Annotated in this window: 26 protein-coding genes and 1 pseudogene; 15 read left to right on the top strand and 12 right to left on the bottom strand. The window is 60.8% G+C overall.

The window, feature by feature from the left end; genetic code table 11:
• Positions 1–7: 7 nt before the first annotated feature.
• A complete protein-coding gene (locus AB4O12_RS05565) occupies positions 8–1,348 on the bottom strand; it encodes a nucleobase:cation symporter-2 family protein (RefSeq protein WP_315435622.1) in 1,341 nt (446 codons plus the stop codon).
• A gap of 201 nt (positions 1,349–1,549) precedes the next feature.
• Between AB4O12_RS05565 and AB4O12_RS05560 the strand changes: the two genes are divergently transcribed.
• A complete protein-coding gene (locus AB4O12_RS05560; protein ID WP_256808833.1) occupies positions 1,550–2,464 on the top strand; it encodes a LysR family transcriptional regulator in 915 nt (304 codons plus the stop codon).
• Here AB4O12_RS05560 and AB4O12_RS05555 read toward each other — a convergent pair whose 3' ends face one another.
• Both AB4O12_RS05555 and AB4O12_RS05550 read right to left on the bottom strand, forming a co-directional pair.
• The gene (locus AB4O12_RS05555; RefSeq protein WP_150635660.1) at positions 2,465–2,890 is read right to left on the bottom strand and encodes a VOC family protein; all 426 of its coding nucleotides are present in this window, start codon (positions 2,888–2,890) and stop codon (positions 2,465–2,467) included.
• A gap of 170 nt (positions 2,891–3,060) precedes the next feature.
• The gene (locus tag AB4O12_RS05550; protein ID WP_460060690.1) at positions 3,061–3,513 is read right to left on the bottom strand and encodes a winged helix-turn-helix transcriptional regulator; all 453 of its coding nucleotides are present in this window, start codon (positions 3,511–3,513) and stop codon (positions 3,061–3,063) included.
• Positions 3,514–3,620: 107 nt separating this feature from the next.
• Here AB4O12_RS05550 and AB4O12_RS05545 point away from each other — a divergent pair, with 107 nt between their 5' ends.
• Entirely contained in the window at positions 3,621–4,847 is a 1,227-nt protein-coding gene (locus AB4O12_RS05545; RefSeq protein ID WP_460060688.1) for an MFS transporter, read from the top strand.
• A 112-nt stretch (positions 4,848–4,959) separates the two neighbouring features.
• Here AB4O12_RS05545 and AB4O12_RS05540 read toward each other — a convergent pair whose 3' ends face one another.
• The 5 genes from AB4O12_RS05540 to AB4O12_RS05520 form a co-directional block, all read right to left on the bottom strand.
• A complete protein-coding gene (locus AB4O12_RS05540; protein ID WP_252869230.1) occupies positions 4,960–5,106 on the bottom strand; it encodes a hypothetical protein in 147 nt (48 codons plus the stop codon).
• Positions 5,107–5,216: 110 nt separating this feature from the next.
• Entirely contained in the window at positions 5,217–5,444 is a 228-nt protein-coding gene (locus AB4O12_RS05535; protein WP_024012535.1) for a PLD nuclease N-terminal domain-containing protein, read from the bottom strand.
• Between the two features lie 86 nt (positions 5,445–5,530).
• Positions 5,531–5,986, bottom strand: coding sequence for a DUF421 domain-containing protein (locus AB4O12_RS05530; protein WP_024012534.1), 456 nt, complete (start codon positions 5,984–5,986; stop codon positions 5,531–5,533).
• A 7-nt stretch (positions 5,987–5,993) separates the two neighbouring features.
• A complete protein-coding gene (locus tag AB4O12_RS05525; protein ID WP_252877891.1) occupies positions 5,994–6,512 on the bottom strand; it encodes a hypothetical protein in 519 nt (172 codons plus the stop codon).
• On the bottom strand, positions 6,509–7,018 hold the full coding sequence (locus AB4O12_RS05520; RefSeq protein WP_150635663.1) for a CinA family protein: 510 nt from the start codon (positions 7,016–7,018) through the stop codon (positions 6,509–6,511). The genes AB4O12_RS05525 and AB4O12_RS05520 overlap by 4 nt, the downstream gene beginning before the upstream one ends.
• A gap of 165 nt (positions 7,019–7,183) precedes the next feature.
• Between AB4O12_RS05520 and AB4O12_RS05515 the strand changes: the two genes are divergently transcribed.
• Positions 7,184–9,565: a DUF3772 domain-containing protein gene (locus AB4O12_RS05515; protein WP_460060683.1), complete on the top strand. Its 2,382-nt coding sequence runs from the start codon at positions 7,184–7,186 to the stop codon at positions 9,563–9,565.
• A 5-nt stretch (positions 9,566–9,570) separates the two neighbouring features.
• Here AB4O12_RS05515 and AB4O12_RS05510 read toward each other — a convergent pair whose 3' ends face one another.
• On the bottom strand, positions 9,571–10,584 hold the full coding sequence (locus tag AB4O12_RS05510) for a LacI family DNA-binding transcriptional regulator (RefSeq protein WP_460060679.1): 1,014 nt from the start codon (positions 10,582–10,584) through the stop codon (positions 9,571–9,573).
• 206 nt (positions 10,585–10,790) lie between these two features.
• Here AB4O12_RS05510 and AB4O12_RS05505 point away from each other — a divergent pair, with 206 nt between their 5' ends.
• From AB4O12_RS05505 to AB4O12_RS05495, 3 genes are read left to right on the top strand one after another with little or no spacing between them, the layout of a single operon-like run.
• Entirely contained in the window at positions 10,791–11,954 is a 1,164-nt protein-coding gene (locus AB4O12_RS05505; RefSeq protein ID WP_460060675.1) for a Gfo/Idh/MocA family protein, read from the top strand.
• On the top strand, positions 11,944–13,026 hold the full coding sequence (locus AB4O12_RS05500; protein WP_252883584.1) for a sugar phosphate isomerase/epimerase family protein: 1,083 nt from the start codon (positions 11,944–11,946) through the stop codon (positions 13,024–13,026). Before AB4O12_RS05505 ends, AB4O12_RS05500 begins: the two co-directional genes overlap by 11 nt.
• A gap of 42 nt (positions 13,027–13,068) precedes the next feature.
• A complete protein-coding gene (locus AB4O12_RS05495; RefSeq protein ID WP_252887702.1) occupies positions 13,069–14,307 on the top strand; it encodes a nucleoside permease in 1,239 nt (412 codons plus the stop codon).
• Between the two features lie 79 nt (positions 14,308–14,386).
• Here AB4O12_RS05495 and AB4O12_RS05490 read toward each other — a convergent pair whose 3' ends face one another.
• On the bottom strand, positions 14,387–14,683 hold the full coding sequence (locus AB4O12_RS05490) for a hypothetical protein (RefSeq protein ID WP_042609596.1): 297 nt from the start codon (positions 14,681–14,683) through the stop codon (positions 14,387–14,389).
• A gap of 1,026 nt (positions 14,684–15,709) precedes the next feature.
• Here AB4O12_RS05490 and AB4O12_RS05485 point away from each other — a divergent pair.
• Together AB4O12_RS05485 and AB4O12_RS05480 are read left to right on the top strand one after the other, a co-directional pair.
• Entirely contained in the window at positions 15,710–16,546 is an 837-nt protein-coding gene (locus AB4O12_RS05485; protein WP_252887701.1) for an AraC family transcriptional regulator, read from the top strand.
• Positions 16,547–16,600: 54 nt separating this feature from the next.
• Complete coding sequence (locus tag AB4O12_RS05480; protein WP_460060670.1) at positions 16,601–17,194, top strand: LysE family translocator; 594 nt, start codon at positions 16,601–16,603, stop codon at positions 17,192–17,194.
• On the opposite strand, the gene AB4O12_RS05475 is transcribed toward AB4O12_RS05480, so the two are convergent.
• Positions 17,191–17,961, bottom strand: coding sequence for an AraC family transcriptional regulator (locus tag AB4O12_RS05475; protein WP_252885778.1), 771 nt, complete (start codon positions 17,959–17,961; stop codon positions 17,191–17,193). The two genes, AB4O12_RS05480 and AB4O12_RS05475, sit on opposite strands and share 4 nt — an antisense overlap.
• Before the next feature lie 221 nt (positions 17,962–18,182).
• On the opposite strand from AB4O12_RS05475, the gene AB4O12_RS05470 reads away from it, so the two are divergent.
• From AB4O12_RS05470 to AB4O12_RS05450, 5 genes are all read left to right on the top strand, one after another.
• Positions 18,183–19,808, top strand: a complete 1,626-nt coding sequence (locus AB4O12_RS05470; RefSeq protein ID WP_460060666.1) for an APC family permease — start codon at positions 18,183–18,185, stop codon at positions 19,806–19,808.
• 22 nt (positions 19,809–19,830) lie between these two features.
• On the top strand, positions 19,831–20,757 hold the full coding sequence (locus tag AB4O12_RS05465) for a 4-hydroxyproline epimerase (RefSeq protein WP_252887699.1): 927 nt from the start codon (positions 19,831–19,833) through the stop codon (positions 20,755–20,757).
• Positions 20,758–20,811: 54 nt separating this feature from the next.
• Positions 20,812–21,759 carry a dihydrodipicolinate synthase family protein gene (locus tag AB4O12_RS05460; protein ID WP_056784739.1) on the top strand — a complete coding sequence of 316 codons (948 nt, stop codon included), beginning with the start codon at positions 20,812–20,814 and terminating at the stop codon, positions 21,757–21,759.
• A gap of 63 nt (positions 21,760–21,822) precedes the next feature.
• A complete protein-coding gene (locus AB4O12_RS05455; RefSeq protein ID WP_460060664.1) occupies positions 21,823–23,415 on the top strand; it encodes an aldehyde dehydrogenase (NADP(+)) in 1,593 nt (530 codons plus the stop codon).
• Positions 23,405–24,658, top strand: a complete 1,254-nt coding sequence (locus AB4O12_RS05450; protein WP_353188068.1) for an NAD(P)/FAD-dependent oxidoreductase — start codon at positions 23,405–23,407, stop codon at positions 24,656–24,658. The genes AB4O12_RS05455 and AB4O12_RS05450 overlap by 11 nt, the downstream gene beginning before the upstream one ends.
• Here AB4O12_RS05450 and AB4O12_RS05445 read toward each other — a convergent pair.
• Positions 24,655–24,865 (bottom strand): annotated as a pseudogene (locus AB4O12_RS05445) (hypervirulence associated TUDOR domain-containing protein). The gene AB4O12_RS05450 and the pseudogene AB4O12_RS05445 overlap by 4 nt on opposite strands.
• 164 nt (positions 24,866–25,029) lie before the next feature.
• Here AB4O12_RS05445 and AB4O12_RS05440 point away from each other — a divergent pair.
• Positions 25,030–25,257, top strand: a complete 228-nt coding sequence (locus tag AB4O12_RS05440) for a hypothetical protein (protein WP_056784730.1) — start codon at positions 25,030–25,032, stop codon at positions 25,255–25,257.
• A 147-nt stretch (positions 25,258–25,404) separates the two neighbouring features.
• Positions 25,405–26,454, top strand: coding sequence for an NAD(P)-dependent alcohol dehydrogenase (locus AB4O12_RS05435; protein WP_460060660.1), 1,050 nt, complete (start codon positions 25,405–25,407; stop codon positions 26,452–26,454).
• Positions 26,455–26,491: the final 37 nt, after the last annotated feature.

Here is a 26,491-nt window from a genome sequence, read left to right as displayed (position 1 = left end):
ACAAAAGTCAGTCGGCCAGTTTGGCCGTGGAAGCGCCGACGGCGTCGGTCGATGGTTTTTGTTTGTTGAGCAAGAGGTTGAGCAGAATGGCGGTGATCGCACCGAGGAAAATGCCGCTGTCGAGCACCAGTTTCAGCGTCGGGCCGACATGTTCGAACAGGGCCGGAAACGACATTGGCAAGACGCCGACGCTGACCGACACCGCAACAATGATGGCGTTGCGTGTGCCCTCGAACTGCACCCGTGACAGTTCCTGAATGCCCGCCACCGTGGTCATGCCGAACATGACGATCGCGCAGCCGCCCAGCACCGGCGTCGGCACCGCCGCAATCAGCGCGCCGAGCTTGGGGAACAAGCCCATCAACACCATGATCGCGCCAGCGGTCGCAACGACGAAGCGGCTCTTGATGCTGGAAAGCGCAATCAGGCCGGTGTTTTGCGTGAAGGCGTTATAGGGAAAGCTGTTGAACAGACCACCGAGCATGGTCGACAAGCCGTCGGCGCGGAAGGCGTTACCGAGGGTCTGCTGCGTAGTCGGTTTGCCGACCAGTTTGCCGATGGCCAGGCAGTTGCCAGTGGTCTCGGCCATGATCACCAGCATCGCCAGGGTCATGATCAGAATCGGTACCAGAGAAAATTCCGGCGCACCGAACGCCATTGGCGCGCTCAACTCGAACCACGCCGCCTCGCTGACCCGACTGAAGTGCGTCATGCCGAATGCGGCAGCGATCAGGCTGCCGACAAACAAGCCGATGAGCACACTGAGGTTACCGATGAAGCCGCTGAATTTCGCATAAATCACCAGCGTCACACTGACCGTGGCCAGACCCAGCAGCAGATTGGCCGGGCGACCGAAGTCAGGCGAATCAGGATTGCCACCACCCAGCCAGATTGCCGCCGCCGGCATCAGTGAAATACCGATGATGGTGATCAGGCTGCCAATCACCACGGGCGGAAAGAATCGCAGCAAGCGGCTGAACACCGGCGCCAGTGCGATGGTCAGGAAGCCGGCGGCGATCACCGCCCCGAAGATCTGGCTGAGGCCAAATTCTTTGCCGATCATGATCATCGGCGCCAGCGCAATGAACGAGCAGCCCTGAATCAACGGTAAACGCGCGCCGAACTTCCAGAAGCCGAGGGTCTGAATCAACGTCGCCACACCGGACGTCAGCAGGTTGGCGTTGATCAGTAAAACCACCTGAGCCGACGTCAGCCCCATCGCACTGCCGAGAATCAGCGGCACCGCCACCGCTCCCGCATACATCACCAGAACATGCTGCAGACCGAAGGTGAAAAGCTGCCGCAGGGGCAACACCTCGTCGACCGGGTGAACGCGTTGTGTAGTCATGGCACAAGCTCCTGAAGGGGCAGCGTTGGTTGTAATCGCGGGCGCTCAGGGACAGACGCACAAACAGAATCGGCCCCGGCGTTCGAAGACGCGGGGTCATCCTTGAATGTTTTTAACGATGAAACAAATTGGCAACCATCGCTTTTTCGATGGCAAAGACGCGGCACAATCGCCGTCTCGCTCAAGCTCGGAGTACACCGCGTGCGCTTCTCACTCGATCAGTTGCTGATGTTCGTCCAAGTGGTGAAAAGCGGCTCGTTCTCCGCCGCCGGGCGCAAGCTGGGCAAGACGCAATCGACCATCAGCGCGGCGATCGCCAATCTGGAAACCGACGTTGGCGTCGAGTTGTTCGACCGCAGCAATCGCAGCCCTGCCCTCACCGCCAGCGGGCATAAATTGCTGGTCCAGGCAGAGGCGGTACTGGAGCGCTGCATGACCTTCGAGGCCCACGCCGATTGCCTTTCCGATAGCGTCGAACCGAGCCTGACCCTGGCGATTGAAACGCCGTACGGCCCGATCATGCCGGTGCTGCAAGCGTTCGAGCAGGCCTTTCCGTTTGTCGATCTGATCATTCGCCACCCGGTCTACGGCGATGTCAGCGAACTGGTCAGCAGTGGCGAGGCGGTGCTGGGCGTGGCGTTTTCGCAGCCGGGCTATCCCCGGGAACTGGCGTTCCAGCAACTGGGCAAACTGATCATGCTGCACGTCTGTCATCCCGATCATCCGCTGGCGCAACTGGACAACGTCACGTTCGACGATTTGCACGTGCATCGGCGCCTGGCGTTCAGTGCGCACGCCAGCAAACTGCCGAGCAGTGAATACCTGCGTTCGACGCAACTGTGGCAAGCGGAAAGCTATCTGGCCCTGCTCGAAATGGTCCGCGCCGGCCTCGGCTGGGCGACCCTGCCGCGCCAGCTGATCCAGCGTGAACTGGGCAATGGCGAACTGGTCGAGTTGCAGCTGTCGGCGTACCCGCATACCGACTGGCAAATCGGCGTCGACCTGTTATGGGCACGCCAACGGCCACTAGGGACGGCCGAGCGCTGGCTTAAGGAAAAGCTCCAGGCCAACAAGGTTTATGAACGCGATCGCAACGGTCAGACCACTACGCTGTGATTACTTGGCGAACACCTGGCCCATGTCCTTGAACGCCTTGAATTCCAGCGCATTACCGCAGGGGTCGAGCAGAAACATGGTCGCCTGTTCGCCGACCTGACCCTTGAATCGAATGTAGGGCTCGATCACGAATTGCGTGCCGAATGACTTCAGTCGCTCGGCCAGTGCTTCCCATTGCTGCCACTCTAAAATGATGCCGAAGTGCGGGACCGGTACGTCGTGGCCGTCGACCGGGTTGCTGTGAACGCTTTCCTGGGCAGCTGTCTGCGGCTGTTCATGGATGACCAATTGGTGGCCGTAAAAATTGAAATCGACCCACTGCGCGCTGGATCGGCCCTCGTCCAGACCGAACACTTCACCGTAAAAACGGCGGCAAGCGGCAAGATCGTAAACCGGGATGGCGAGGTGGAAAGGCGAAAGACTCATCAGGCACTCCGGCAACCGCGTTGATTAAACCAATCTGGCAACGGCGCACCGCTGCTGATCGAGGATCGAAAACAGCCTAGATCAAAAACCCTGCGAATGCCGGCTCGACTTTTCATGCCATGGAGATAGCGCGGCTGTGAATACGCGCCACGACTATCTGCTCGGCTTCCTTACCGGCGCGTCACCACTTTTCGGTGACAGTCCGCCGGGGCCAGCACCGCGCCGGCGCTGGAGCGCACGACGATAGTTTCGACGGGCTCGGCCCGTTCGTTGTCGAGCAGGATCGAGTGATCCTCGCCTTCCGCAAACAGGAAGCGCTCGCCCCACTGACGCAGGCTGACGACGATGGGAAACACCGCGCGGCCCATGTCGGTGAGCACGTATTCCTTATAGGCACTGCCGTCTGACGCGGGCCGAAGCTCCAGCACGCCCAACTCGACGAGCATTTTCAGTTTGACCGTGAGGATGTTCTTGGCCAGGCCCAGACGTTTCTGGAATTCACTGAAACGGCGCACGTCATCGAACGCATCGCGAATGATCATCAAGGCCCAGCGATCGCCAATGGCTTCGAGGGTTCGGGCCACCGGGCATTCGCTCTGCGCCAATGTTTGTTGTCGGGCCATGTGATTCCTGATGGATCGGCTATTGAATGTGGTTGCATTTAACAACCCGAATGAATAAAGATCAACGTATCGGTTTCAATTCAAAACCACACTACGAGGAAGCAAGGATGCCGTGTCAGACGCAAACCCTGATCAATGCGCAAGCCGCAGCTGACAGCGCAACGACCGGGCTGAGTCGTTTGCAGACTTTTCTCTTTGCAATCACCTGCGCGATGGCAGTGGCCAATGTTTATTTCGCACAGCCATTGTTGGAATCGATGGCCGCCAGCCTCGGCGTTTCACCCGGTGCAATCGGCGTTGTGGTCACGGCCACGCAAGCCGGGTATGCGGTCGGGCTGCTGTTCATTGTGCCGCTGGGTGATCTGCTCGATCGCAAGAAACTCATCGTGAGCCAACTGCTTTTGTCTGCAACGGCGCTGTGTGCCGTGGGCCTGTCCGAGAGCTGGGGAGTGTTGCTCGGCGCCATGATGCTGGTGGGTCTGCTGGCGGTGGTGGTGCAAGTGGTGGTCGCCTGCACCGCCAGCCTTGCTCGCCCGGAGCAACGCGGCGCCGCGGTGGGCACCGTCACCAGTGGCGTGGTACTGGGCATTTTGCTGGCGCGTTTCGTTTCCGGCGTAGTGGCTGATCTGGCCGGATGGCGCGGCGTGTATTTTGTCTCGGCAGTCACGATGGTCGGTATGGCTTTGGTGCTTTGGCGCACCCTGCCCGCCTCGGCAAAACCGCCCGCACAGGGCAGCTATCGGCAATTGCTGCGCTCGATGTTCCAACTTTTTTTGACTGAGCGGGTATTGCGCATCAGAGGCATCTTCGCCCTGCTGATTTTCGCCGCGTTCAGTGTGTTGTGGACGTCGATGGTGCTGCCGCTCAGCGCCGCGCCCCTGTCGTTGTCCCACACGCAGATCGGCCTGTTCGGACTGGCCGGGGTAGCGGGCGCGCTCGCCGCCGCACGGGCTGGGCGCCTGGCCGATCGCGGCTTGGGCAATCGCACCACCGGCATCGCTCTGGCGCTGTTGACGCTGTCCTGGCTACCCATCGCATTTGTCGACAGTTCGCTGCTGGCGATGGCCGTCGGAGTGATCCTCCTCGACTTCGCCGTGCAAGCGGTGCACGTCACCAACCAAAGCCTGATCTTCGCCGCACGGCCCGATGCGCAGAGCCGACTGGTCGGTGCGTATATGTGTTTTTACTCGGTGGGCAGTGGTCTGGGCGCCATCGCGGCGACGTATACCTATGCGCACTCTGGCTGGGTGGCGGTGTGTTTTCTCGGAGGCGGGATCAGTGCTGTGGCGCTGATGTATTGGGTGTGGCTGGAGTACGTATATTCACACGACTGAACCAATGTGGGAGCGAGCCTGCTCGCGAAGACTAAGCATCAGTCAGCAGCGAATTGTCTGACCTGACGCCTTCGCGAGCAGACTCGCTCCCACAGGGATTATTCGCCAGCAGTTACTTGCCGTCCTCGGGCTTCTCGGTCTGCATCTGCACCGACGGTTTGCTCTTGTCGCCGTCCTTGTTGGGTGCATCGTTGGAATCGAAGCAGCCGCTCAACAGAAACACTGAGCAGAACCCCAGACATACGCAGATTTTCTTCATGACAATCTCCTTTCAGCAGTGGTATTGCTACCCGGTTCAAGCTTGAGCATGCATCGTTCACCTACATTTCCGGAATGCGCGCAAAATCATTGCAGGACCGCATCAGGCTCTCAACCCTTACTGTGCTCCGGCGACGAAGGCCCTTCCTTGACGCCGCGCGGGCCGGCGATGCCCCACACGATCAGGCCGAGCACCGGGAAGACGATCAAGCCGATCGCCCAGGCGGCTTTGACGCCGACGCTCTTGTTGCTGCGAAACACACTGACGATCGCCCACAGATCGACCAGCAGAATGATCACCGCCACGGCGATGGAGAAGTAACTCGCTGCCTCGTTCATTTCGCAATCCTCCGATGACTTGTAAGCATTGGGCTGCGGGGCTTTTTCAGCGTTCAAAAAAATTGCGCGCGCGCGGCGCCAAAGCTTCAGCCGCCTTCCGGATCCTGGCGGATCACGGAAATCTTGCCGTTGCGTTCGATGATCGCGAATTTGATCTGGTCGATGGTTTCTATGCCCTGACTGGAACGTGCCGCCTCCATGACATCCGCCTCGACCAGCCGCGCATGACGCAGGCGTCGGTGCAACAGCTTGCCATTCTCGACAATGATCGTCGGCTCGCCATCGATCAGCCGCGACACCCAACTGGAACGTTGTTTGAGCAGGGAAAAACCGACATCCACAGCGATCAGCGTAATGATCACCAGAAACGCATTGGTCAGAGAAAAATCATCACCGAGCAGCGCTTGCTGGGTGGCTTCACCGATGATCATCAGCAGGACGAAATCAAACGTCGTCAGCTCGGCCAGCGAACGCCGGCCGGCAATTTTGAACAGCACCATCAGTGCCAGATACATCGCGAGTGCGCGCAACACCGAGTCCATGGGTCACCTATGGATAAATGAATTGAGTGAGCTTCACTTCGCTCGAGCCTAGCGTGCGGATATGGCTGCGAAACAGGCCCAGTCCGTCGCCGCGCAGCGTCACATAGAGCGTCGCCTGGCCTTGGGCATCCGCCTGCAACCACAAGCGCATACCCTGTTTTGAGCTGCGCATACGCACCGGTGCCGGCTGCATGGTTTCGACGCTGAAGCCATCGAGCATCTCGCCGCCGATGTCCAATTCGACGGTAGCTTCAGGGGTCGCGTGCACGCTGAGTTTCAGCGGGTTGGTCGAGCCGTTGCGATGGAACATCTCGTATTCGACCTGGACTTTACCGTCATCGCTGCGAGCGTCCTGCGAACTGAGCACGCCCCGGGAAAACAACCCCAACAGGCCCAGCAGCATGCACAACACCAGCAGATACCAACCAATGTGCTCGAAGCGCCAGACCTTCAACTGATAGGCCATGTCCTCCTGCACCGGGAACTGTCGACTTTGCAGATCGGGATGGTCAGCGTCGTGCTTCATCGGCGCCACCCTCCTTCGCCGCGCAAGGCACGACGGTGATAGGCCGGCAACTGCTGCAAGGCGAACTCACAGGCCAGGGTCTGCACTTCACTGCGCGATCCGGGAAACCATTGCCGGGTGCTGAACAGAAAATGTTGGTCATCGAACTGGAATGCCCAGGCGAAACACACCGTACCGGCCTTGATGCCATCCATATCGTCGGGTCCGAGAATGCCGGTGGTGGCGACGGCGACGTTGGCCGTGCTGTCGCGCAACGCACCGATGGCCATTTCACTGGCCACTTCCACGCTGGTCAGATTGAAGGTTTCCATGGTCGCCGGGCTGACGTGGAGCAAGCGCTGCTTGGCTTGCGGCGAATAGACCACGTAGCCGCATTCGATCAGCTCGCCGCTGCCGGGCACTTCCGACAGCAACATGACGATTTCCCCGGCCGTGCAGGATTCGGCGGTGGTGATGATCAGCGAATGTTGGCGCAGGTATTCAATCGTTTCCTTGGCGATGGACATGGCACGCTCTCGAAGCTGTTATTGCCGGTTGACCGCTCGCTGTGCGGATCATTCCGCTGGACTGGATGAGCGTATAACCGCCTCTTGCCGAGAAAGTTTTCCGCCCCATTCGGCGCGATCACCTACCCTCATAGACTGTGTGATCCACTCGAGCCCGCCGCCCCCATGCGTTGTTCATTCAAGTCATTGTTTTTGATTCTGTTCCTGCTGCTGATGCCGGGCAGCGCCGCGTCGTGGGCAGCGGAGCCTGCCGCGCCGACAAACCCCGGCGCAGCGCCGCTGCCGGTGATTTCGCAGAGCGATCTGCAAGCCCTGCAACAACGCCTCGACGGGCTCAAGCAGCAGATTTCGGCGGCAAACAATTACAACCAGCTCGAAGGCCCGCAGGATCGGGTGCAGGCGTTCATTCTCGATGTCGATCGGTTGTCGGCAGCGCTGTTGCCGCAACAGGCGCAACTGGCGGTGCAACTGGGCGTGCTCGGCACCGCTCCAGACGCCGAGGTGGCTGCCGAGCAAGCCGATATCGTCGCCCAGCGGGCCGCGCTGGCGGAACAGAAAAGCAAGGTCGACGGCACCCTGAAAAGCCTCGCCGCACTGAAACAGAATGCCGCCGACCTGATCACGCAAATCGCCGGCATTCGCCGCACGCTGCTGGAAAGCGAACTGACCCTGAGCACACGCAGCGTGTTGAGTCCGCAGTTCTGGGCGCCACTGATCAATCCAAGCGAGGACGACCGCGAGCGGCTGCGACTGTTCGTCGAGCAGGTTGGCGACGTCTGGGCCACGGTCTGGGCGCCGGGCGAGCGTTTTTACACCTGCGTGCTGGTGCTGCTGGCGCTGCTGATCTGGACCTTCGGCCGACGTCTGGCTGAGCGCGGGCTGACCTGGTTCTGCATTCATCGCGTGGCGGAGGGCCGACTGCGCCGCAGTGCCTTGGCATTCGCCTCAGCCATAGCGACCTTCATCACCACCGCCATCGCCCTGAAGCTGCTGTTCTACGCCTGCACCCGCCACGACGCCCTGCCGCCGGTGCTGGAAACCTTCTCCGAAGAGTTCGAAAAAGTCGTCTATGCCTGCGTGCTGATCACCGGGCTCAGCCGTGCATTGCTGTCCACCGAGCACCCGTCGTGGCGCCTGCCGGCAATTGCTGATCCAGTGGCGCTGGCCCTCAAGCCTTATCCGCGAATCCTCGCCTGCGCGTTGCTGGTGTTGGTGACGCTGGTGCAAGTCGCCAATGCCACAGGCATGAGCAGCCACATCGTGATGGCCGGGCGCGGCGTGATTTCCATGGTGGTGCTGGCGATCATCGGCACGATGCTGGTGCGCGTGGGCAAAGTGCGCAAGGCCTTGGTCGCCGCCAACGACGCTTCGGCGACGAACAGCGTGTTCGCCGGGCTGATCTACAGCGTCGCCAGCGTCTCGATGTTTGTCACGGCCATTGCCCTGCTTGCCGGCTATGTTTCGCTGGCGCGGTTCATCAGTTATGAACTGGTGTGGAGCTACGTCGTGCTGTCGGGTTTCTATTTGCTCATTCAGTTGGTCAAGGACGCCTGTGAACACCTGTTTTCACCGAAACACGCGAGCGGCCAGGCGCTCAAGCAATTGCTCGGGGTCAGCGATCGACGCCTTGAGCAAACGTCGATCCTGTTGTCCGGCGTCAGCCGCGCCGGCCTGATGCTGATGGCGCTGATTTCGTTGTTTGTCGGCGGCATCGGCACCACGCTCGGCCAACTGGTCACCAACATCATGTCGATTCTTGGCGGCGCCGGTTTGCGCAAGCTGAATATCGTCCCCGGGCACCTGCTCAATGCGCTGTTGGCGCTGCTGATCGGCATCTGGCTGATCCGTACATTGAGCCGCTGGCTCGACAACGAATTCCTGCCCAAGACCGACATGGACCCGGGCATGTGCGCGTCGCTGAGCACGCTGTTTTCCAATATCGGCTACGCCTTCGTGATTCTGCTGACGCTGTCGTCGCTGGGCGTGCAGTGGACCAATCTGGCGTGGATCGTCAGTGCGCTGTCAGTGGGTATCGGCTTTGGCTTGCAGGAGATCGTCAAGAACTTCGTCTCCGGCCTGATTCTGCTCACCGAGCGCCCGGTCAAGGTCGGCGACCTGATCAGCATCAGCGGCGTCGAGGGCGACATCCGCCGGATCAACGTGCGCGCCACGGAGATCCAGCTCAGCGACCGCTCGATCGTGATCGTGCCCAACTCGCAACTGATCTCGCAGAACCTGCGCAACGTTACCCTCGGCGGCAGCGCTCAGGGCGTAGCATCGCTGGAGCTGGTGTTTCCGCTGGATATCGATCCTGAGGAGGTCAAACAACTGCTGCTGGATGCGTATCACGAGAACGAAACCATCCTCGATAAACCGGCGCCATTCGTGCGCTTCAGCAAGTTGTCCCAGGACGGAATAACTCTCACGGTCACCGGATATGTCGGCAGTCCAAGGATCGTCGGGCTGACCAAGAGTGATTTGTTGTTTGAGGTCCTGAAGCGTTTGGGTGCGGCGGGGATTGCGCTGGCGAAACCGCCAGCGGCGTGATCAGGTTAGCGCTTGCCCGTGTTGTCGATGCGGGCCGTGCTGCTGCGTGGCGTCAGCTCGAACGGCAGGACGACATGCCTTTCTGCCAGCGGCCGCTTTTCGATCAGGGCAATCAGCATCTCGACCGCCTTGGCCCCGAAGGCCTCGGCTGGTTGCGAGATGGTGGTCAGCGGCGGATCGCAGAACGCAGCCATGGGAATGTCATCGAAACCCACCAATGAAATATCCTCGGGCACACGTAGCCCGGCCTGCCGGATGCGCTTGAGCGCACCAATGGCCATTTCATCGTTTTCGCAGAACAGCGCGCTCGGCCGCTCGGCCAATGCGAGCATCTTTTGCGCGCCGGCAAAACCGGCCTCGAGGCTGAAATTGCCATGGCAGATCAGTGCTTCGTCGAAGGCAATCCCGGCCTCGCGCAGTGCCGCTTCGTAGCCTGCCAGTCGATCCAGAGCCAACGGGCTGTTTTTCGAGCCCTTGATCAGGCCGATGCGTCGGTGCCCCAATGCGATCAGATGGTCGGTCATGGCTTTGGCGGCGGCGACGTTGTCCAGGCTGATGGTTGGATAACGCCCGGCCTTGAGCACTTCGCAGGCGTTCACAATCGGCGGCACATCGGCGTCGGCCGGAGCGTTTTCGAAAGGATCGTAGGCGCGCAACTGAATCACCCCGTCGGCCTGATAGGCGTACACCAGCTCGGCGAATTGTCGCTCCAGTTCTTCCCGGCCCTGAGTGTCGCAGAGCAGCAAGCGATAGCCAGCCGCCTGCGCCGCTTGCTGCGCGCCGCTGATGACCCGGGCAAAGAAGGTATTGGCGATGGTCGGCACCAGAATCACCAGATTGCCGGTGCGCCGCGAGCGAAACTGCACGGCCATCAGGTTCGGCCGATAGCCGGCCTGCTCCACGGCGGCCATGACGCGCTCACGGGTTGGCGCGAGCACACGCTCGGGCGATTTCAAAGTCCTTGAAACCGTCGCCACGGAAACCCCGGCCAGCCGAGCCACTTCGCGAATATTGGACAAAACCACCTCGTTGTTTCATGCCGATCAGGCGCGGAGCTTACCGCAGGCGACGAGCGATCGAAACGCTGTCGATCATCCGCTGGCATTTGACACCCGGCTAATTCAAGCCTAGATTTCGCCCACGATGTAACCGGTTACATCACTCATCAGCATTGCATCCAGCTACCGAGAGGACCGCCATGTACGCTGCCGCAAAAAAAACAAGAATGGGTTTTGTCGGAGGCGGTGAAGGTTCATTCATTGCCCGTGCCCACCGGCAAGCCGCCGGCCTCGATGGACGCTTCGAACTGGTCTGTGGCGCGTTCAGCCGCGACTCGGAGAATAATCAGCGCACCGCTGCGACCCTGGGAGTGTCCGCCGAACGTTGTTACGGCGACTGGCAAACCCTGCTCGCTCGCGAGGCCGCCCTGCCCGCCGAGCAACGCATGCAACTGCTGGTCATTGTCACCCCCAATCATCTGCACGCACCGATTGCCCGTGAGGCATTGAGCGCCGGTTTTCACGTGTTCAGCGAGAAACCCGCGGCGCTGAATCTCGCCGAGGTGCAGGCGCTGCATTCGGTGGTGATCAACAGCCAGCGAATTTACGGGCTGGCGCACACCTACCTCGGTTACGCGATGGTCTGGCAGGCCCGCGAAATGGTCGCCAGCGGCGTGCTCGGGCACGTGCGCAAAGTCATCGTCGAGTACCCGCAAGGCTGGCTCAGCACCGATGTCGCCGGGCAAGGCAACAAGCAGGCCGGCTGGCGCGACGATCCGGCGCAATCCGGGATCGGCGGCTGCATCGGTGACATCGGCACCCATGCCTTTTCCCTCGCCGAGTTCGTTACCGGCCAGTCGATCCAGTTCATCAGCGCGATGCTTGGCGCCCATGTCGAGGGGCGGCACCTGGATGACGATGTGGCGATGCTGTTCAAAATGAGCGACGGCGCCAGTGGCGTATTGCTCGCCAGTCAGGTCTGCGCCGGTGAAGAAAACCCGCTGAAGATCCGCGTCTACGGTGACAAGGGTGGGCTGGAATGGCGTCAGGAAGAGCCGGCCAGTCTGATTCATCGACCGTTGAATGAACCGATGCGCATTCTGCGATCCGGAGTCGGTCAGCCGTGGTTGTGTGACGCTGCCAGTCAGCGCATGCGCCTGCCCGCCGGGCATCCCGAAGGTTATTTGGAAGCGATGGCCAACCTGTACGGCGATCTTGCCGAGGCGATTGTTCAAGGCGTCGAAGGCCATCAGGCCCCGGGCGTACCGGGCATCGAGACCGGCCTGCGCGGCATGGCCTTTATTGAAACCGCCATCGCCAACCACCTTGGCAATGAAAAGTGGAGCGAGATTCCCGGCCAACCGACAGGAGCCCAGCACAATGAACAGTGATCAGCAAAATTCGACTGGCCTTAAAGGTCCGGGGATTTTTCTCGCGCAATTCATCGCCGACCAAGCGCCTTTCGACACGCTCGCCAACATCGCCGAATGGGCAGCCTCGCAAGGCTACAAAGCCATTCAGGTACCGACCCTCGGCACGCGTTTCATCGATTTGCAGCGCGCCGCTGAGAGCCAGGATTACTGCGACGAACTCATCGCCGTCTGCGCCCGCGCGGGTGTAGTGATCAGTGAGCTGTCGACGCACCTGCAAGGGCAATTGGTCGCTGTGCATCCGGCGTTCGACAGTCTGTTCGACGACTTCGCCCCGCCAGCGCTGCGCGGCAAGCCGCAGGAGCGCACCGAGTGGGCCATCGAGCAGTTGAAACTGGCGGCCCGTGCCAGCCAGCGTCTCGGACTCAAGGCCCATGCGACCTTCTCCGGCGCCCTGCTCTGGCCCTACGTCTATCCATGGCCGCAACGTCCGGCCGGTTTGGTCGAGCAAGGTTTCGCCGAACTGGGCAAGCGCTGGCTGCCGATCCTCGACTGCTTCGAAGAGGCTGGCGTTGATCTGTGCTACGAAATCCATCCCGGCGAAGACTTGCATGACGGCGCGTCGTTCGAGCAGTTTCTTGAGGCGGTGAATCATCACCCCCGCGCCGCAATTCTCTATGACCCGAGCCACCTGCTGCTGCAGCAAATGGATTACCTCGGCTTCATCGACCGTTACCACCAACGCATCCGCATGTTCCACGTCAAGGATGCCGAGTTCCGCCCCGATGCGCGCTCCGGCGTCTACGGCGGCTATCAGGGCTGGGTCGAGCGTCCCGGGCGCTTCCGCTCGCTGGGCGACGGCCAGATCGATTTCAAATCGATCTTCAGCAAATTGTGCCAATACGACTTCAACGGCTGGGCCGTGCTCGAGTGGGAATGCTGCCTGAAAGACTCTGCACAGGGCGCGGCGGAAGGCGCGGCGTTCATCGAGCGACACATGATCCGCAAGACCGCCAAGGCCTTCGACGACTTCGCCGGGGTCAGCGCCGATGCCGCTTCCAACCGGCGCCTGCTCGGCCTGACCGACGACTGATTCATCCGCGTTACCGACATAAAAACAATACGGTGATCTGAAATGAACGTAATGAATGCGCGACTGAGCGTGATGATGTTTTTGCAGTTCTTTATCTGGGGCGGCTGGTTCGTCACCCTCGGCACTTTTCTGGCCACCACGCTCGCTGCCAGCGGCGGCCAGGTCGGCATGGCCTTCGCCACGCAATCATGGGGTGCGATTCTGGCGCCGTTTGTCATTGGCTTGATTGCCGACCGGTTTTTCAATGCCGAACGCATTCTGGCGGCGCTCCATCTGCTGGGCGCGGTGCTGCTCTATCAGCTCTATCGCGCGGCAGACTTCAGCGCGTTTTATCCCTATGTGCTCGCCTACATGATGGTCTACATGCCGACATTGGCGCTGGTGAACGCCGTGGCGTTCCGCCAGATCAAAGACCCGGCGCTGGAGTTCTCGCGCATTCGCGTATGGGGCACAGTGGGCTGGATTGTCGCCGGCGTGGTGATCAGCTTCGTGTTCGCCTGGGACTCGCAGCAAAGCATCGCGGCGGGAGGCTTGCGCAATACGTTTCTGATGTCCGCCGTCGCATCACTGCTGTTGGGGCTTTACAGCTTCAGTCTGCCGAACACCGCGCCGCTGAAAACCGCAGCCGGCTCATCAAGCCTGAAGCAGATGCTCGGCGTCGATGCGTGGGGTTTGCTCAAGGATCGCAGCTATCTGGTGTTCTTTCTCGCCTCGATCCTGATCTGCATTCCGCTGGCCTTCTATTACCAGAACGCCAACCCGTTTCTCGCGGAGATCGGCGTGACCAACCCGACAGCGAAGATGGCCATCGGTCAGGTCTCGGAAGTGCTGTTCATGTTGCTGTTGCCGCTGTTCATCCATCGTTTCGGCATCAAGATCGCCCTGCTGGTCGGCATGGCTGCCTGGGCGTTGCGTTACGTGCTGTTTGCCTTCGGCAATAACGACGATCAGGCATTCATGCTGCTGATCGGCATTGCCCTGCACGGCGCGTGCTATGACTTCTTCTTCGTGTCCGGGCAGATCTACACCGATGCAAAAGCACCGGAACGCTTCCGCAGTTCGGCGCAAGGTCTGATCACTTTGGCCACGTACGGGTTGGGCATGTTGATTGGCTTCTGGATTGCGGGACGGATTACTGACCACTTCACTTCGAGTGCGGGCCATGACTGGAGAAGTATCTGGCTATTTCCAGCCGGTTTTTCCGTGGCGGTGCTGCTGTGTTTCTGGGCGACGTTCAAGGGCCGCGATCGGGACAAGGCTGTGTTGCCGACTGCGGTTTAGAGCAGAGTTCTAATGCATGAACAGAACGAATGCCGCCTGTGGTTTAGGCGGCATTCGCTATCGATGCTCATGGTTGCGCTCAAGCGGTGCGACGTTCGAGCAGACGGTCTGCGCCACCTTCGGCAACCCGATTGCCTTGCAGATGATCGGAGCCATCAGAGGCTACTGCATCGCTGAACAGTGGATCGGTTTCGGTGGCGGCAACTGCGTCGCTGAATAGCGGGTCGGTTTCGGTGGCGGCTACTGCGTCGCTGAACAGACGATCAGTTTGAGTAGCGGCCACCGCGTCGCTGAACAGTGGGTCGGTTTCGGTGGCGGCGAAGGCGTTCAGTGCAAAAACCGAGAAAGCGATACCGAGGATAGTCTGGCGTTTCATGATGATGTGCTCCGAGGTGCAGTGATTGGGTATGGAGTCGATCTTACGCCGCGCTATGGATATGAGAACTTCATTGACTTAATGGTCGTTATTGACGCAATCAATGATCGAGCTAAGCAAAAGTAGCTGCTTATCTAACCTTTAAGCTGTTACTTACGGGTCCAAACGAAACGCCCTACAACGTCCAAGGCACAAAACTGACCAATCGTATTATTGACAGCTTTACGCAAGCAAAAAAAAGACCCGAATCGATAAAAACCGAAACGGGTCTTTCCCACTCAGACGACCCTTATTTCAAGTCGTCAAAGTGATCTCGCAGGAACTCGTAAAAGCGCAAAGCTTTCAACAATCTCCATACAAGGCTCAGCGTACGCAGCAAAAGCTTCATACGTTTTGGCCTCCAGGGCTGGCGGCCAAACCTCCAGCAAACTTACCGGACCATGCGTGCCTTCAGCCTACATGCTGGTGTGGCTAGTGAGGCGGCCGGTTGAAATCCCTCCGAGACAACATTCCGGCGCGGGTGCGAATCCGCGTCAGAGGGCGTGAAACCTTTTGCGCCCCCCAGCCAAACCTCACTGCTCTACCAACAAGATGAGCGCAGGCATCTTAACGCAGAAATCAGAAGAGAAAACCCGAGTACCCAAGGTTATCCTGCGGCTACGCCTGAACCTTTGTAAAATCTTATTTCTGACAATGTTTATTGACAGACCTGAATTCAGCTACATGCGTTGGACGTTCCGAAAAAACCTCGCACATCACGCTAAACCTACGTTGCACTGACGGGAGAAACTCAATACCATGCGCGGACATGTTGGTGTGGCTAGTGAAGCACATGGCCTCGGCTCCAAACCGAGGATTGAAAAACCGCCCCGCGAAGGCGGTTTTTTTTCGTCTGCGTTTTCTGGTCCCACCCCATCCAGGACACATTGCCTGACTCGATCCCCCTGCACAAATCTTCTAAACACTCTCCTCCCCCACGCGGTATTTTAAAAACGCCCAAGCTCAACCGCCCTATGGAGTCCTCCCATGGACACACGCAACTGGATCTCCCTGTCCCAGGATGTCGATACCGGGATCGAGTCGATTCGTGCGCATTTCCGTGGGCATGCCTACGATCCGCACTGGCATGACAGTTTCCTCGTGGGCGTTACCGAGCAGGGCGTGCAGCAGTTCAATTGCCGTCGTATACGTCATCGCAGTACCCCGGGGCATGTGTTCCTGCTTGAACCAGGAGAGATCCACGATGGCCATGCGCCGACCGAGGATGGCTTCACCTACTCGATGCTGTACCTCGATCCGCACTGGCTGGAGCGCGAACTGCACGCGCTGTTCGAAGAGGCGCCCGCCGACAGTCAGCCAGGATTTGCCGACACCCTGAGCCACGATCCGCGCCTGTCGACGGCGATCGTGCAAGCCTTCCATGCTTTGCATGACGGCGATCTGCGCATCGTCCGGCAGACTGCGCTGGATGGCCTGCTGGCGTCCCTCACCCGCCACCTCGACTGGCGCAAGCGTCAGGACTTCGATCCGCGCCTGCCACTGGTTGCGCAGGTTGCGCGCGACTATCTGCATGCCCACACCTACGAAGACATCGGCCTCGACGACCTAGCGCAAGCCTGTGGCGTTGATCGCTTTCGCCTGACCCGCGCGTTCAAGGCCGCTTTCGGTCTGGCACCCCACGCTTACCTGATCCAGTTGCGCCTGGCCAAGGCGCGGCAATTGCTCGCGCGCGGCGAGACGCCAGCGCAGGTGGCCAGCGTGCTCGGTTTTGCCGATCAGAGTCATCTCGGTCGCTGGTTCCGACGCGCCTATCAACTGACCCCGGCGGACTACCGCAAACGCTGCTCAAATCTTCCAGACTGACGCCCTCCGTCTGACGATCATGGTGTCCTGTTTCGACTTTCAGGAGTTTGCACCATGGCTTCTTTACTGCCCTTTCTACTGTTTGCTTTCGTTGCCTCGATCACGCCGGGGCCGACCAATATTCTGGTGTTGAGCCACAGCTCGCGGCGCGGATTGATTGCCACGCTGCCGATCATTTTTGGCGCGTGTGCGGCGGCCGCGTTGATCGTGCTGGTGGTCGGGCTCGGTGCTGGTGAAACCCTGCTGCGCTTTCCGCGCGTGCAGCAAGCCATGGCTTGGGCTGGCGTGCTCTGGTTGAGCTGGCTGGCGTGGCAGATCTTTCGCAGCCCGCCGCCATCCCTGGACCCGAAATCGCAGGAACAAAGCTTGAGCGTATTCGGCGCGGCGCTGCTGCAATTGGTCAACCCGAAGGTGTGGATGATGGCTGTGGCGGTGGTCAGCGTATTCGTCGGCGGCGGCGACAAGACGCTGCGCCTGTTGGTGTTGTCGCTGGCGTTTCTGCTGGTGTCGTTGCCGTGCATGACGCTCTGGGCATTGCTCGGCGTTGGCAGCGCGCGCTTGCTCAGCTCACCGCAGGCGTTCAAGCGCATGAACGCGGCACTGGCCCTTCTTCTGCTGCTCTCGGCCTGGATGGCCGTGTTGGTCTAATGCCCGGTGGCTTGCCGGTATTCGCGTGGTGTAAACCCGGTCGAGGCCTTGAACTGACGGGTGAAAGCGCTGTGATCGGTGTAGCCGCATTGCAGCGCCACCTCGGTGATCGGCAGGTCGCTGTGCAGCAATCGATGGGCGTGTTCAAGACGGACTTTCTGAATCATCTGCCGTGGTGTCAGGTGGAAAACGCGTTTGCAATAGCGCTCCAGTTGCGCCACGGAAATCCCGGCGATCCGCGTCAGTTCACTCAGCGTCACCCGCCGGTTGAAGTTGCCGCGAATGTATTCATCGACAGCCGCCAGGCGCTCGAACGCCGGGTGGGTTTCACTGGCTGACTGCAGATCCACCGAGATCCCCACCAGACCGATGATCGTCCCGTCACGGTTGTAGATCGGCCTCTTGTGGGTCAGGCACCAGCCCGGTTCGCGACTGCCATACAGATGCAGTTCGAGCTGATCCTCCAACACGAAACCTTCCTCCAGCACCTTGCGATCCTGCTCGGTATAACCCGGCCCCAACTGCGCCGGGAACACCTGCGCACTGGTTTTGCCGAGCAACGGGCGCAGGTCCTTCAAGCCACAACGCTGCACCAGCGTACGGTTGGCCAGCACATAACGCGCTTGCAGATCCTTGATGAAGATCGCCGCATTGGGGATCACATCGAGTATCGGCAACAGCTGCGCGGCCCCGGCGACCATCTCTTCGAGGGTCTGCGCACGCAAGCCGTCAGTGCCTTGGCACAGGATCGAAAACGCTGACTGCATCAAAGACTTCCCCTCGAATTGAACCACCGCAAATGTCACTCGCCAGCAGATTGCAGCAACGTCGCGACCCTGTCGAGGCCGCGCATTCATCGGTGCCATTGTGCTGAATTCGTCATCGATCCCGGCATAAAACATCAATCGCCGCCACTGCCGGGCGGTGCAAAGTCTGCTCGTCCCCGTGACACAACTGCCTATCCAATAACTCACAAGAAGGCGATGCCATGTCAGGCCAAGGCAAGTTCAAAAAACAGCTTTCATTGATCGACCTCACCTTTATCGGACTCGGCGCGATCTTCGGCTCCGGCTGGTTGTTCGCCGCCAGCCATGTCTCGGCGATTGCCGGTCCGGCGGGGATTTTCTCCTGGTTGCTGGGCGGTTTTGCCGTGTTGCTGCTGGGCATCGTCTACTGCGAACTGGGCGCGGCATTGCCCCGTGCCGGCGGCGTGGTGCGCTACCCGGTTTATTCCCACGGCCCGCTGCTCGGCTACCTGATGGGCTTCATTACGCTGATTGCGTTTTCCAGTCTGGTGGCGATCGAAGTGGTCGCCTCGCGCCAATACGCGGCGGCGTGGTTTCCCGGCCTGACCAAGGCTGGCAGTGGCGATCCGACGATCCTCGGCTGGCTGGTCCAGTTCGGCCTGCTCTGCGTGTTTTTCCTGCTCAACTACCGCAGCGTGAAGACCTTCGCCAAGGCCAACAATCTGGTCAGCGTGTTCAAATTCATCGTGCCGCTGCTGGTCATCGGCGTGCTGTTCACCTTCTTCAAACCGGAGAACTTCCAGGTTCAGGGATTCGCTCCATTCGGCCTGTCCGGCGTGGAGATGGCGGTCTCCGCCGGCGGGATCATCTTTGCCTATCTGGGCCTGACGCCGATCATTTCCGTCGCCAGCGAAGTGAAGAATCCACAGCGCACCATTCCCATCGCGCTGATTCTTTCGGTACTGCTGTCGACCTTGATTTACGTGCTGCTGCAAATGGCTTTTCTCGGCAGCATCCCGACGGAAATGCTCGCCAACGGCTGGGCCGGTATCAGCAAGGAATTCGCCCTGCCCTATCGCGACATCGCCCTGGCGCTCGGTGTCAGCTGGCTGGCGTATCTGGTGATTGCCGATGCGGTCATTTCGCCGAGCGGCTGCGGCAACATCTACATGAACGCCACGCCGCGAGTGATCTACGGCTGGGCGCAGACCGGCACCTTCTTCAAGGTCTTCACCCACATCGATGAAAAGTCCGGCATCCCGCGTCCGGCGCTGTGGCTGACTTTCGCCCTGTCGGTGTTCTGGACCCTGCCATTCCCGTCGTGGGAAGCGCTGATCAACGTGGTGTCCGCCGCGCTGGTGTTGAGCTATGCGGTGGCGCCCGTATCGGTTGCGGCGCTGCGGCGCAATGCGCCGGACATGCCGCGCCCGTTCCGGGTCAAGAGCATGGGCCTGCTCGGGCCGGTGTCGTTCATCATCGCCGCGCTGATCGTTTACTGGTCGGGCTGGAACACCGTGTCGTGGCTGCTCGGCCTGCAAATCCTGATGTTTGTCATCTACCTGTTCTGCGGTCGCTTTGTGCCCACTGCGCACCTGAGTCTGGCGCGTCAGGTGCGCTCATCGGCGTGGCTGATCGCCTTCTACGCGGTGACCATCGTGCTGTCGAAACTCGGCACCTTCGGTGGCCTGGGCATCCTCGCCCATCCGTTCGACACGATCGTCGTCGCCGCTTGCGCCACCGGCATTTACTACTGGGGTGCAGCAACCGGCGTGCCTGCGCATCTGCTGCGCCTGGACGACGAGGACGAAGAAAGCGAAAGCCCTGCGCCCTCGTCCACCGTCACCGCCCGCCCTGCCGGCGCCTACTGAAATCATCCAACGGGATCTCTCCATGAAACGAGTACACGTCATTGATTCCCACACCGGCGGCGAACCGACACGGCTGGTGATGAGCGGCTTCCCCGAGTTGTCCGGCAACAGCATGGCCGAGAAACGCGATGCCTTGCGCAACCAGCATGACCAGTGGCGGCGCGCCTGTCTGCTCGAGCCACGCGGCAACGATGTGCTGGTCGGCGCGCTCTATTGCCCACCGGTATCGGCGGACGCCACTTGCGGGGTGATCTTCTTCAACAACGCCGGCTACCTGGGCATGTGCGGCCACGGCACCATTGGCCTGATCAATTCGTTGCAGCATCTGGGGAAAATCCAGCCGGGCGTGCACAAGATCGACACACCGGTGGGGCAAGTCAGCGCGACGCTGCACGACGATGGCTCGGTCACTCTGGGCAACGTGCCCGCTTACCGTTATCGCAAACAGGTACCAGTGGACGTGCCCGGTTTTGGTCGCGTAGTCGGTGATATCGCCTACGGCGGCAACTGGTTTTTTCTGGTTTCCGAGCATGGCCAGACCCTGACCATGGACAACGTCGAACACCTGACCGCGTGCACCTGGGCCATGCTCAAGGCGCTGGAAGATCAGGGCATCTTCGGCGAAGACAGTGCGGTCATCGACCACATCGAATTGTTCGCCGATGACGATCAGGCCGACAGCCGCAACTTCGTCATGTGTCCCGGCAAAGCCTACGACCGCTCACCGTGCGGCACCGGCACCAGCGCCAAACTTGCCTGCCTGGCAGCCGACGACAAGCTGCAACCGGGCGCACCGTGGATCCAGGCGAGCATCACCGGCAGCCAGTTCGAAGGCCGCTTCGAATGGGAAGGTGAACGCATTCGCCCGTTCATCACCGGCCGCGCCTACATGACCGCCGACAGCACCTTGCTGATCGACGACAGCGACCCGTTCGCGTGGGGCATCTGAGCCGCCACGCCGATTTTTTCCCTCGAATAAAACGAAATGCCAAGGAGTTAAACCATGAGCGACAACATCTTCACCGGTTGCATGCCGGCCCTGATGACCCCGTGCACCGCCCAGCGCAAACCGGACTTCGATGCGCTGGTGAGCAAGGGACGCGAGCTGATTGATATCGGCATGAGCGCCGTGGTCTATTGCGGCTCGATGGGCGACTGGCCGCTGCTGACTGAAGCCGAGCGTCAGGAAGGTGTGGCGCGCCTGGTCGCCGCCGGGGTGCCGACCATCGTCGGCACTGGTGCAGTGAATACCCGTGAAGCGGTTTCCCACGCAGCGCATGCGGCGAAAGTCGGCGCGCAAGGCTTGATGGTCATTCCGCGCGTGCTGTCCCGTGGTGCTTCGGCGACGGCGCAAAAGGCCCACTTCGCTGCCATCCTGCAAGCCGCACCGAACTTGCCGGCGGTGATTTACAACAGCCCTTACTACGGCTTCGCCACCCGCGCCGATCTGTTTTTCGAACTGCGTCGCGAATACCCGAACCTGATCGGCTTCAAGGAATTTGGTGGGGGCGCAGACCTGCGCTACGCGGCTGAGAACATCACCTCCAAGGACGATGACGTGACCCTGATGGTCGGTGTCGACACGCAAGTGGTGCACGGTTTCGTCAACTGCAACGCTACCGGCGCCATCACCGGTATCGGCAACGCCCTTCCTCGCGAAGTGCTGCAACTGGTCGCGCTGAGCAAGCAGGCCGCGCAAGGCGATGCCAAGGCCCGACGTCAGGCGCGGGAGCTGGAATCGGCATTGGCAGTGCTGTCATCGTTCGACGAAGGCTGTGATCTGGTGCTGTATTACAAGCACTTGATGGTGCTCAACGGCGACAAGGAATACACCCTGCACTTCAACGAAACCGATGCGCTGAGCGACTCGCAACGGCGCTATGCCGAGAAGCAGTATTCGCTGTTCCGTCACTGGTATGAAAACTGGTCTGCCGAACAGAATTTCGCCTGACCACCACCTGCTGCGAGTCATCACGATTCGCGGCAGGCCTCGCTCATTTCACAGGAAGACACCATGACTCTGACGGGCAACATGCTGATCGGCCAGCAAGCCGTGACCGGTAATCGTCCAGCCTTTCGCGCGATTGATCCGGCGACCAACCAGGCACTTGAACCGCAGTACGCCGGGGCATCAGCCGAACAGGTGGAACAAGCCTGCGCCCTGGCCTGGGCGGCGCTAGACGCGTATTGCGAAACCAGCCTGAGCAGCCGTGCGGCATTTCTCGAAAGCATTGCCGAGCACATCGAAAACCTTGGCGATGAACTGATCGAACGCGCCCACGCCGAAACTGGTCTGCCACCTGCACGCCTTCAAGGCGAGCGTGGCCGCACCTGCTCGCAATTGCGCCTGTTCGCCCGTACGGTGCGCGCGGGTGAATGGCTGGATGTGCGCGTCGACAGTGCGCAACCGCAACGCCAGCCACTGCCGCGCTCCGACCTGCGCCAGCGGCAGATTGCCCTGGGGCCGGTCGCGGTGTTTGGTGCGAGCAACTTTCCCCTGGCATTTTCCGTGGCCGGTGGCGACACCGCTGCGGCATTGGCGGCTGGTTGCCCGGTGATCGTCAAGGCGCACAGCGCGCATCCCGGCACCAGCGAACTGGTCGGCCGCGCAGTCGCGCAAGCGGTCAGGGCCTGCGCTCTGCCCGAAGGCGTGTTTTCCTTATTGTTCGATTCGGGGTACGAAGTCGGCATCGCATTGGTCAGTGATTGGCGCATCAAAGCCGCTGGTTTCACCGGCTCACGGGCTGGTGGACTGGCCTTGATGAAAGCCGCGCAAGTGCGGCCGGAGCCGATTCCGGTGTATGCGGAAATGAGCTCGATCAACCCGGTTTTGCTGTTTCCCGCCGCGCTGGAAAATCGGGCGCAGGCGTTGGCCGAAGGGTTTGTCGCGTCGCTGACACTGGGCGCCGGGCAGTTCTGCACCAACCCGGGATTGCTGATTGCCCGCAAAGGCCCTGCGCTCGACGGGTTTCTCGGCGCGATAGCGGAACTGATCCCGCGCAGCGCGGCGCAAACCATGCTCACGCCCGGCATCTTCGGCGCCTATCAAGCAGGCGTGACCGCTCTGCAAGGCAATCCCCGTGCACGCGCGGTAGCGGTTGGCCAAGTCGGCGGCGCCCCGAATCAGTGTCAGACGCATGTCTTCAGCACCGATGCAGCGGATTTTCTTGCCGATCAAAACTTGCAAGCTGAGGTGTTCGGCGCGACATCGCTTGTCGTGCATTGCAGCAGTGACGAGGAAATTCGCCAGGTCTGCGCACATCTGGAAGGCCAACTGACCGCGACCCTGCACATGGATGACGCCGACCTTGCACTGGCGCGCACGTTGTTGCCAACCCTCGAGCGCAAGGCCGGGCGCTTGCTGGTCAATGGCTGGCCGACCGGCGTGGAAGTCTGCGATGCGATGGTGCATGGCGGGCCTTACCCGGCAACCTCGGATGCGCGCAGCACCTCGGTGGGCACTGCGGCGATCCTGCGTTTCCTGCGGCCGGTGTGCTATCAGGATTTCCCCGACAGCTTGCTGCCGACGGCGCTGCAACAGACCAATCCGCTCAACCTTCGGCGCTTGCTCGATGGCCAACGGGAAGCGACACACCATGGCGAATAATCCTTCGCACGACATCGCGGTGGTCGGCGCCGGGATCATTGGCGTGGCTTGCGCACTGCGCCTGGCCCGCCAGGGTTTGCGCGTGGTGGTCATCGATCAGCAGGAACCGGGGCATGGCGCTTCGTTCGGCAACGCCGGACATCTGGCCACCGAGCAAGTCTTTCCTATCGCTGACGTGTCGATCCTCAAGCGCCTGCCGGCCATGTTGATGGACCCGATGGGGCCGCTACGCCTGGACTGGAAGTACCTGCCGCGCGCCCTGCCGTGGTTCACCCGCTTGCTGCTGAATCTGCGGCCTGAGCCTTTTCAGAAAACCGTCGCCGGCTTGCGCGCACTCAATGAAAGCAGCCTGGATGCGTGGCAGCGCTTGCTCAGCGATATCCAGCGCCCGGATCTGCTCAAGGTTGACGGCTCGTTACTGGTCTTCGAAAAACCTGAATCGCGGCAATCCCTCGAAGCCTTGCAGGCACGCCTGAATCAGCAGCAGGTGCCGGTGGATTACTGGCAGGCGGGGGCGATCCGCGAAACGGCGCCGCAGCTCAGCGAACAGATTCAGGGCGGACTGTTTTTCCCGCGAACCGGGCATTTCCTTGACCCCTATCGGGTGGTTCGTGCACTGGTCGAGGCGGCGCGCAGCAGCGGCGTGAGTTTTCTCAAACAGCAGGTTCAGGGCGGCTACGTGCAGGAAAACGGTGTGCTATTAGTCACCGGTAATGGCGGCGTAACGGCCAGCCGCGTGTTACTGGCCTGCGGTGCGCATTCGGCGAAACTGACTGCCGCGCTGACCGGCAAGCAAGTACCGTTGGACACCGAACGTGGCTATCACCTGATGCTGCCGCACGAGCATGATCGCCTGCCCTTCCCCGTCACCTCGCTGGAACGCAAATTCATCATGACGCCGATGCGCGATGGGCTGCGCCTGGCCGGCACGGTCGAATTCGCCGGATTGGAGCGGCCAGCGAACATGGCGCGCGCCTGGCAGTTGCAGCGCCTGAGCCAAGGCCTGTTTCGCAAGGACCTGAACGCTGATGGCGCCACACCGTGGATGGGCTTTCGCCCGTCGCTGCCGGATTCGCTGCCAGTGATTGATCAGGTTTGCGCCGGCAAGGTCTTGCTTGCCTTCGGTCATCAGCATCTGGGCCTGACTCAAGCGGCGGTGACGGCGGAATTGATCGGGCAGATGGTCTCAGGCGCGGCCGGCGAGTTGCCGAATGCCGACGCCTACCGACTGGCACGTTTCTAAGCGTGCTTCAGCGCGTCGCCGTGATGCATGGCCAGGTGGCCGGTCTTGTCGCTCTTGACCTCGTACTGCGGCGCGTCTTTCGAGGGCTGGCCGGTGGCGGCCCATGAACTCGGTGTCGCGGGTGTGCACCTTGACCACTTTGCCGTGGATCTCGCCCGCCTCGGAATTCCAGCGCACCGCATCGCCGACTTTGAATGAGCTGCTCATCATTGCGTCCTCGCCTCTGGCTGTTGGTTTATGGAGCGGCGCGCGTCGGAGAAATTCCGCTTTTTTGCGAGGCGACCGAAGGCAGGCAAAAAAATCGAACGGCGAAAATCACCCGCACCTCCAATCTGCACAAGCCGTAGAAAACGGCCATGACGAGGTGTGAGATGAATAACGATCAAGGCAAGCAAGGTGACGATCCGCTCCCAACCACGCCCGACCCGCTGAGTCCGGGGCGTACCGAGGTCGATCCGATGAAGGAACGCGGCATCGACGAACTGCCCGACAACGAAGGCGAAATCCCGCTGGACGATGACAGTACCGGGCTGGATCCGGAGCGCGTACGTCAGGAAACCGATAACGCCGAGATGGACGACCAGCCCAATCCGCGTTGAGCCTGAACAGGCAGCCGTCGCCATACGGCTGCCTGTCGGTTGCGCAATCAACAGCAGAATCAGGCAAGCATTTCACAGAAATGCACTACTTCGCGCTCCGACCCAGGCGCAACAATGGGCGTCCGACAACCCATGGAGGATGCTCACATGCTCGTACAAGCCTATGGCGCCCACGCTGGCGACAAACCCCTTGAGCCCATGCAGATCAAACGCCGTGCGCCAGCCGCGCACGACGTACAGATCGATATCGCCTTCTGCGGCGTCTGCCATTCCGACCTGCATCAGGTGCGCGCCGAATGGGCCGGCACGCAATTCCCTTGCGTCCCCGGCCACGAAATCGTCGGCCGCGTCTCGGCGGTCGGCGATCACGTCAAGGACTACAAGGTCGGCGATCTGGTCGGTGTCGGCTGCATCGTCGACAGCTGCCAGCACTGCGATGACTGCGAATCCGGTCTGGAAAATTACTGTGACGGCATGATCGGCACCTACAACTTCCCGACCCCGGACGCACCGGGCTGGACTCTCGGCGGTTACTCGCAAAACATCGTCGTGCACGAGCGCTATGTGCTGCGCATCCGTCATCCCGAGGCGCAACTGGCCGCCGTCGCGCCGCTGCTCTGCGCCGGCATTACCACCTACTCGCCGCTGCGTCAGTGGCACGCTGGCCCCGGCAAGAAAGTCGGCGTGGTCGGCATCGGTGGCTTGGGTCACATGGCCATCAAACTGGCCCACGCCATGGGCGCCCACGTGGTGGCGTTCACCACCTCCGAATCCAAGCGTGAAGCGGCCAAGGCACTGGGCGCGGACGAAGTGGTGGTGTCGCGCAATGCCGAGGAAATGGCGGCGCACACCAAGAGCTTCGACTTCATCCTCAATACCGTCGCAGCCCCGCACGATCTCGACGCCTTCCTCCTCCTGCTCAAGCGCGACGGCGCGTTGACCCTGGTCGGTGCGCCTGCCTCGCCGCATCCGTCGCCGAACGTGTTCAACCTGATCACCAAGCGGCGCACCATCGCCGGCTCAATGATCGGCGGCATCCCTGAAACCCAGGAAATGCTGGATTTCTGCGCCGAGCACGGCATCGTCTCCGACATCGAGTTGATCCGCGCCGATCAGATCAACGAGTCCTACGAGCGCATGCTCAAGGGCGACGTGAAATACCGCTTCGTCATCGACAACGCAACGCTCGCCGGCTAAGCACAAGCGCCCATCGGCAGCGCAATGCTGCCGATGG

The organism is Pseudomonas sp. S2_A05, assembly GCF_054668485.1.
The sequence above is the reverse complement of the archived record's forward strand: the minus strand, read 5'-3'. Positions and strand labels throughout refer to the sequence as shown.

What these genes read in the sequence shown, in the direction of transcription:
- AB4O12_RS05435 (WP_460060660.1), top strand. Translation starts at nt 25,405, where the DNA reads ATGCTCGTACAAGCCTATGGCGCCCACGCTGGCGACAAACCCCTTGAG.
- AB4O12_RS05465 (WP_252887699.1), top strand. Translation starts at nt 19,831, where the DNA reads ATGAAACGAGTACACGTCATTGATTCCCACACCGGCGGCGAACCGACA.
- AB4O12_RS05490 (WP_042609596.1), bottom strand. Translation starts at nt 14,683, where the DNA reads ATGAAACGCCAGACTATCCTCGGTATCGCTTTCTCGGTTTTTGCACTG.
- AB4O12_RS05530 (WP_024012534.1), bottom strand. Translation starts at nt 5,986, where the DNA reads ATGGACTCGGTGTTGCGCGCACTCGCGATGTATCTGGCACTGATGGTG.
- AB4O12_RS05485 (WP_252887701.1), top strand. Translation starts at nt 15,710, where the DNA reads ATGGACACACGCAACTGGATCTCCCTGTCCCAGGATGTCGATACCGGG.
- AB4O12_RS05505 (WP_460060675.1), top strand. Translation starts at nt 10,791, where the DNA reads ATGGGTTTTGTCGGAGGCGGTGAAGGTTCATTCATTGCCCGTGCCCAC.
- AB4O12_RS05455 (WP_460060664.1), top strand. Translation starts at nt 21,823, where the DNA reads ATGACTCTGACGGGCAACATGCTGATCGGCCAGCAAGCCGTGACCGGT.
- AB4O12_RS05550 (WP_460060690.1), bottom strand. Translation starts at nt 3,513, where the DNA reads ATGGCCCGACAACAAACATTGGCGCAGAGCGAATGCCCGGTGGCCCGA.
- AB4O12_RS05475 (WP_252885778.1), bottom strand. Translation starts at nt 17,961, where the DNA reads ATGCAGTCAGCGTTTTCGATCCTGTGCCAAGGCACTGACGGCTTGCGT.
- AB4O12_RS05460 (WP_056784739.1), top strand. Translation starts at nt 20,812, where the DNA reads ATGAGCGACAACATCTTCACCGGTTGCATGCCGGCCCTGATGACCCCG.
- AB4O12_RS05480 (WP_460060670.1), top strand. Translation starts at nt 16,601, where the DNA reads ATGGCTTCTTTACTGCCCTTTCTACTGTTTGCTTTCGTTGCCTCGATC.
- AB4O12_RS05555 (WP_150635660.1), bottom strand. Translation starts at nt 2,890, where the DNA reads ATGAGTCTTTCGCCTTTCCACCTCGCCATCCCGGTTTACGATCTTGCC.
- AB4O12_RS05495 (WP_252887702.1), top strand. Translation starts at nt 13,069, where the DNA reads ATGAACGTAATGAATGCGCGACTGAGCGTGATGATGTTTTTGCAGTTC.
- AB4O12_RS05545 (WP_460060688.1), top strand. Translation starts at nt 3,621, where the DNA reads ATGCCGTGTCAGACGCAAACCCTGATCAATGCGCAAGCCGCAGCTGAC.
- AB4O12_RS05440 (WP_056784730.1), top strand. Translation starts at nt 25,030, where the DNA reads ATGAATAACGATCAAGGCAAGCAAGGTGACGATCCGCTCCCAACCACG.
- AB4O12_RS05500 (WP_252883584.1), top strand. Translation starts at nt 11,944, where the DNA reads ATGAACAGTGATCAGCAAAATTCGACTGGCCTTAAAGGTCCGGGGATT.
- AB4O12_RS05525 (WP_252877891.1), bottom strand. Translation starts at nt 6,512, where the DNA reads ATGAAGCACGACGCTGACCATCCCGATCTGCAAAGTCGACAGTTCCCG.
- AB4O12_RS05470 (WP_460060666.1), top strand. Translation starts at nt 18,183, where the DNA reads ATGTCAGGCCAAGGCAAGTTCAAAAAACAGCTTTCATTGATCGACCTC.
- AB4O12_RS05540 (WP_252869230.1), bottom strand. Translation starts at nt 5,106, where the DNA reads ATGAAGAAAATCTGCGTATGTCTGGGGTTCTGCTCAGTGTTTCTGTTG.
- AB4O12_RS05515 (WP_460060683.1), top strand. Translation starts at nt 7,184, where the DNA reads ATGCGTTGTTCATTCAAGTCATTGTTTTTGATTCTGTTCCTGCTGCTG.
- AB4O12_RS05535 (WP_024012535.1), bottom strand. Translation starts at nt 5,444, where the DNA reads ATGAACGAGGCAGCGAGTTACTTCTCCATCGCCGTGGCGGTGATCATT.
- AB4O12_RS05450 (WP_353188068.1), top strand. Translation starts at nt 23,405, where the DNA reads ATGGCGAATAATCCTTCGCACGACATCGCGGTGGTCGGCGCCGGGATC.
- AB4O12_RS05565 (WP_315435622.1), bottom strand. Translation starts at nt 1,348, where the DNA reads ATGACTACACAACGCGTTCACCCGGTCGACGAGGTGTTGCCCCTGCGG.
- AB4O12_RS05520 (WP_150635663.1), bottom strand. Translation starts at nt 7,018, where the DNA reads ATGTCCATCGCCAAGGAAACGATTGAATACCTGCGCCAACATTCGCTG.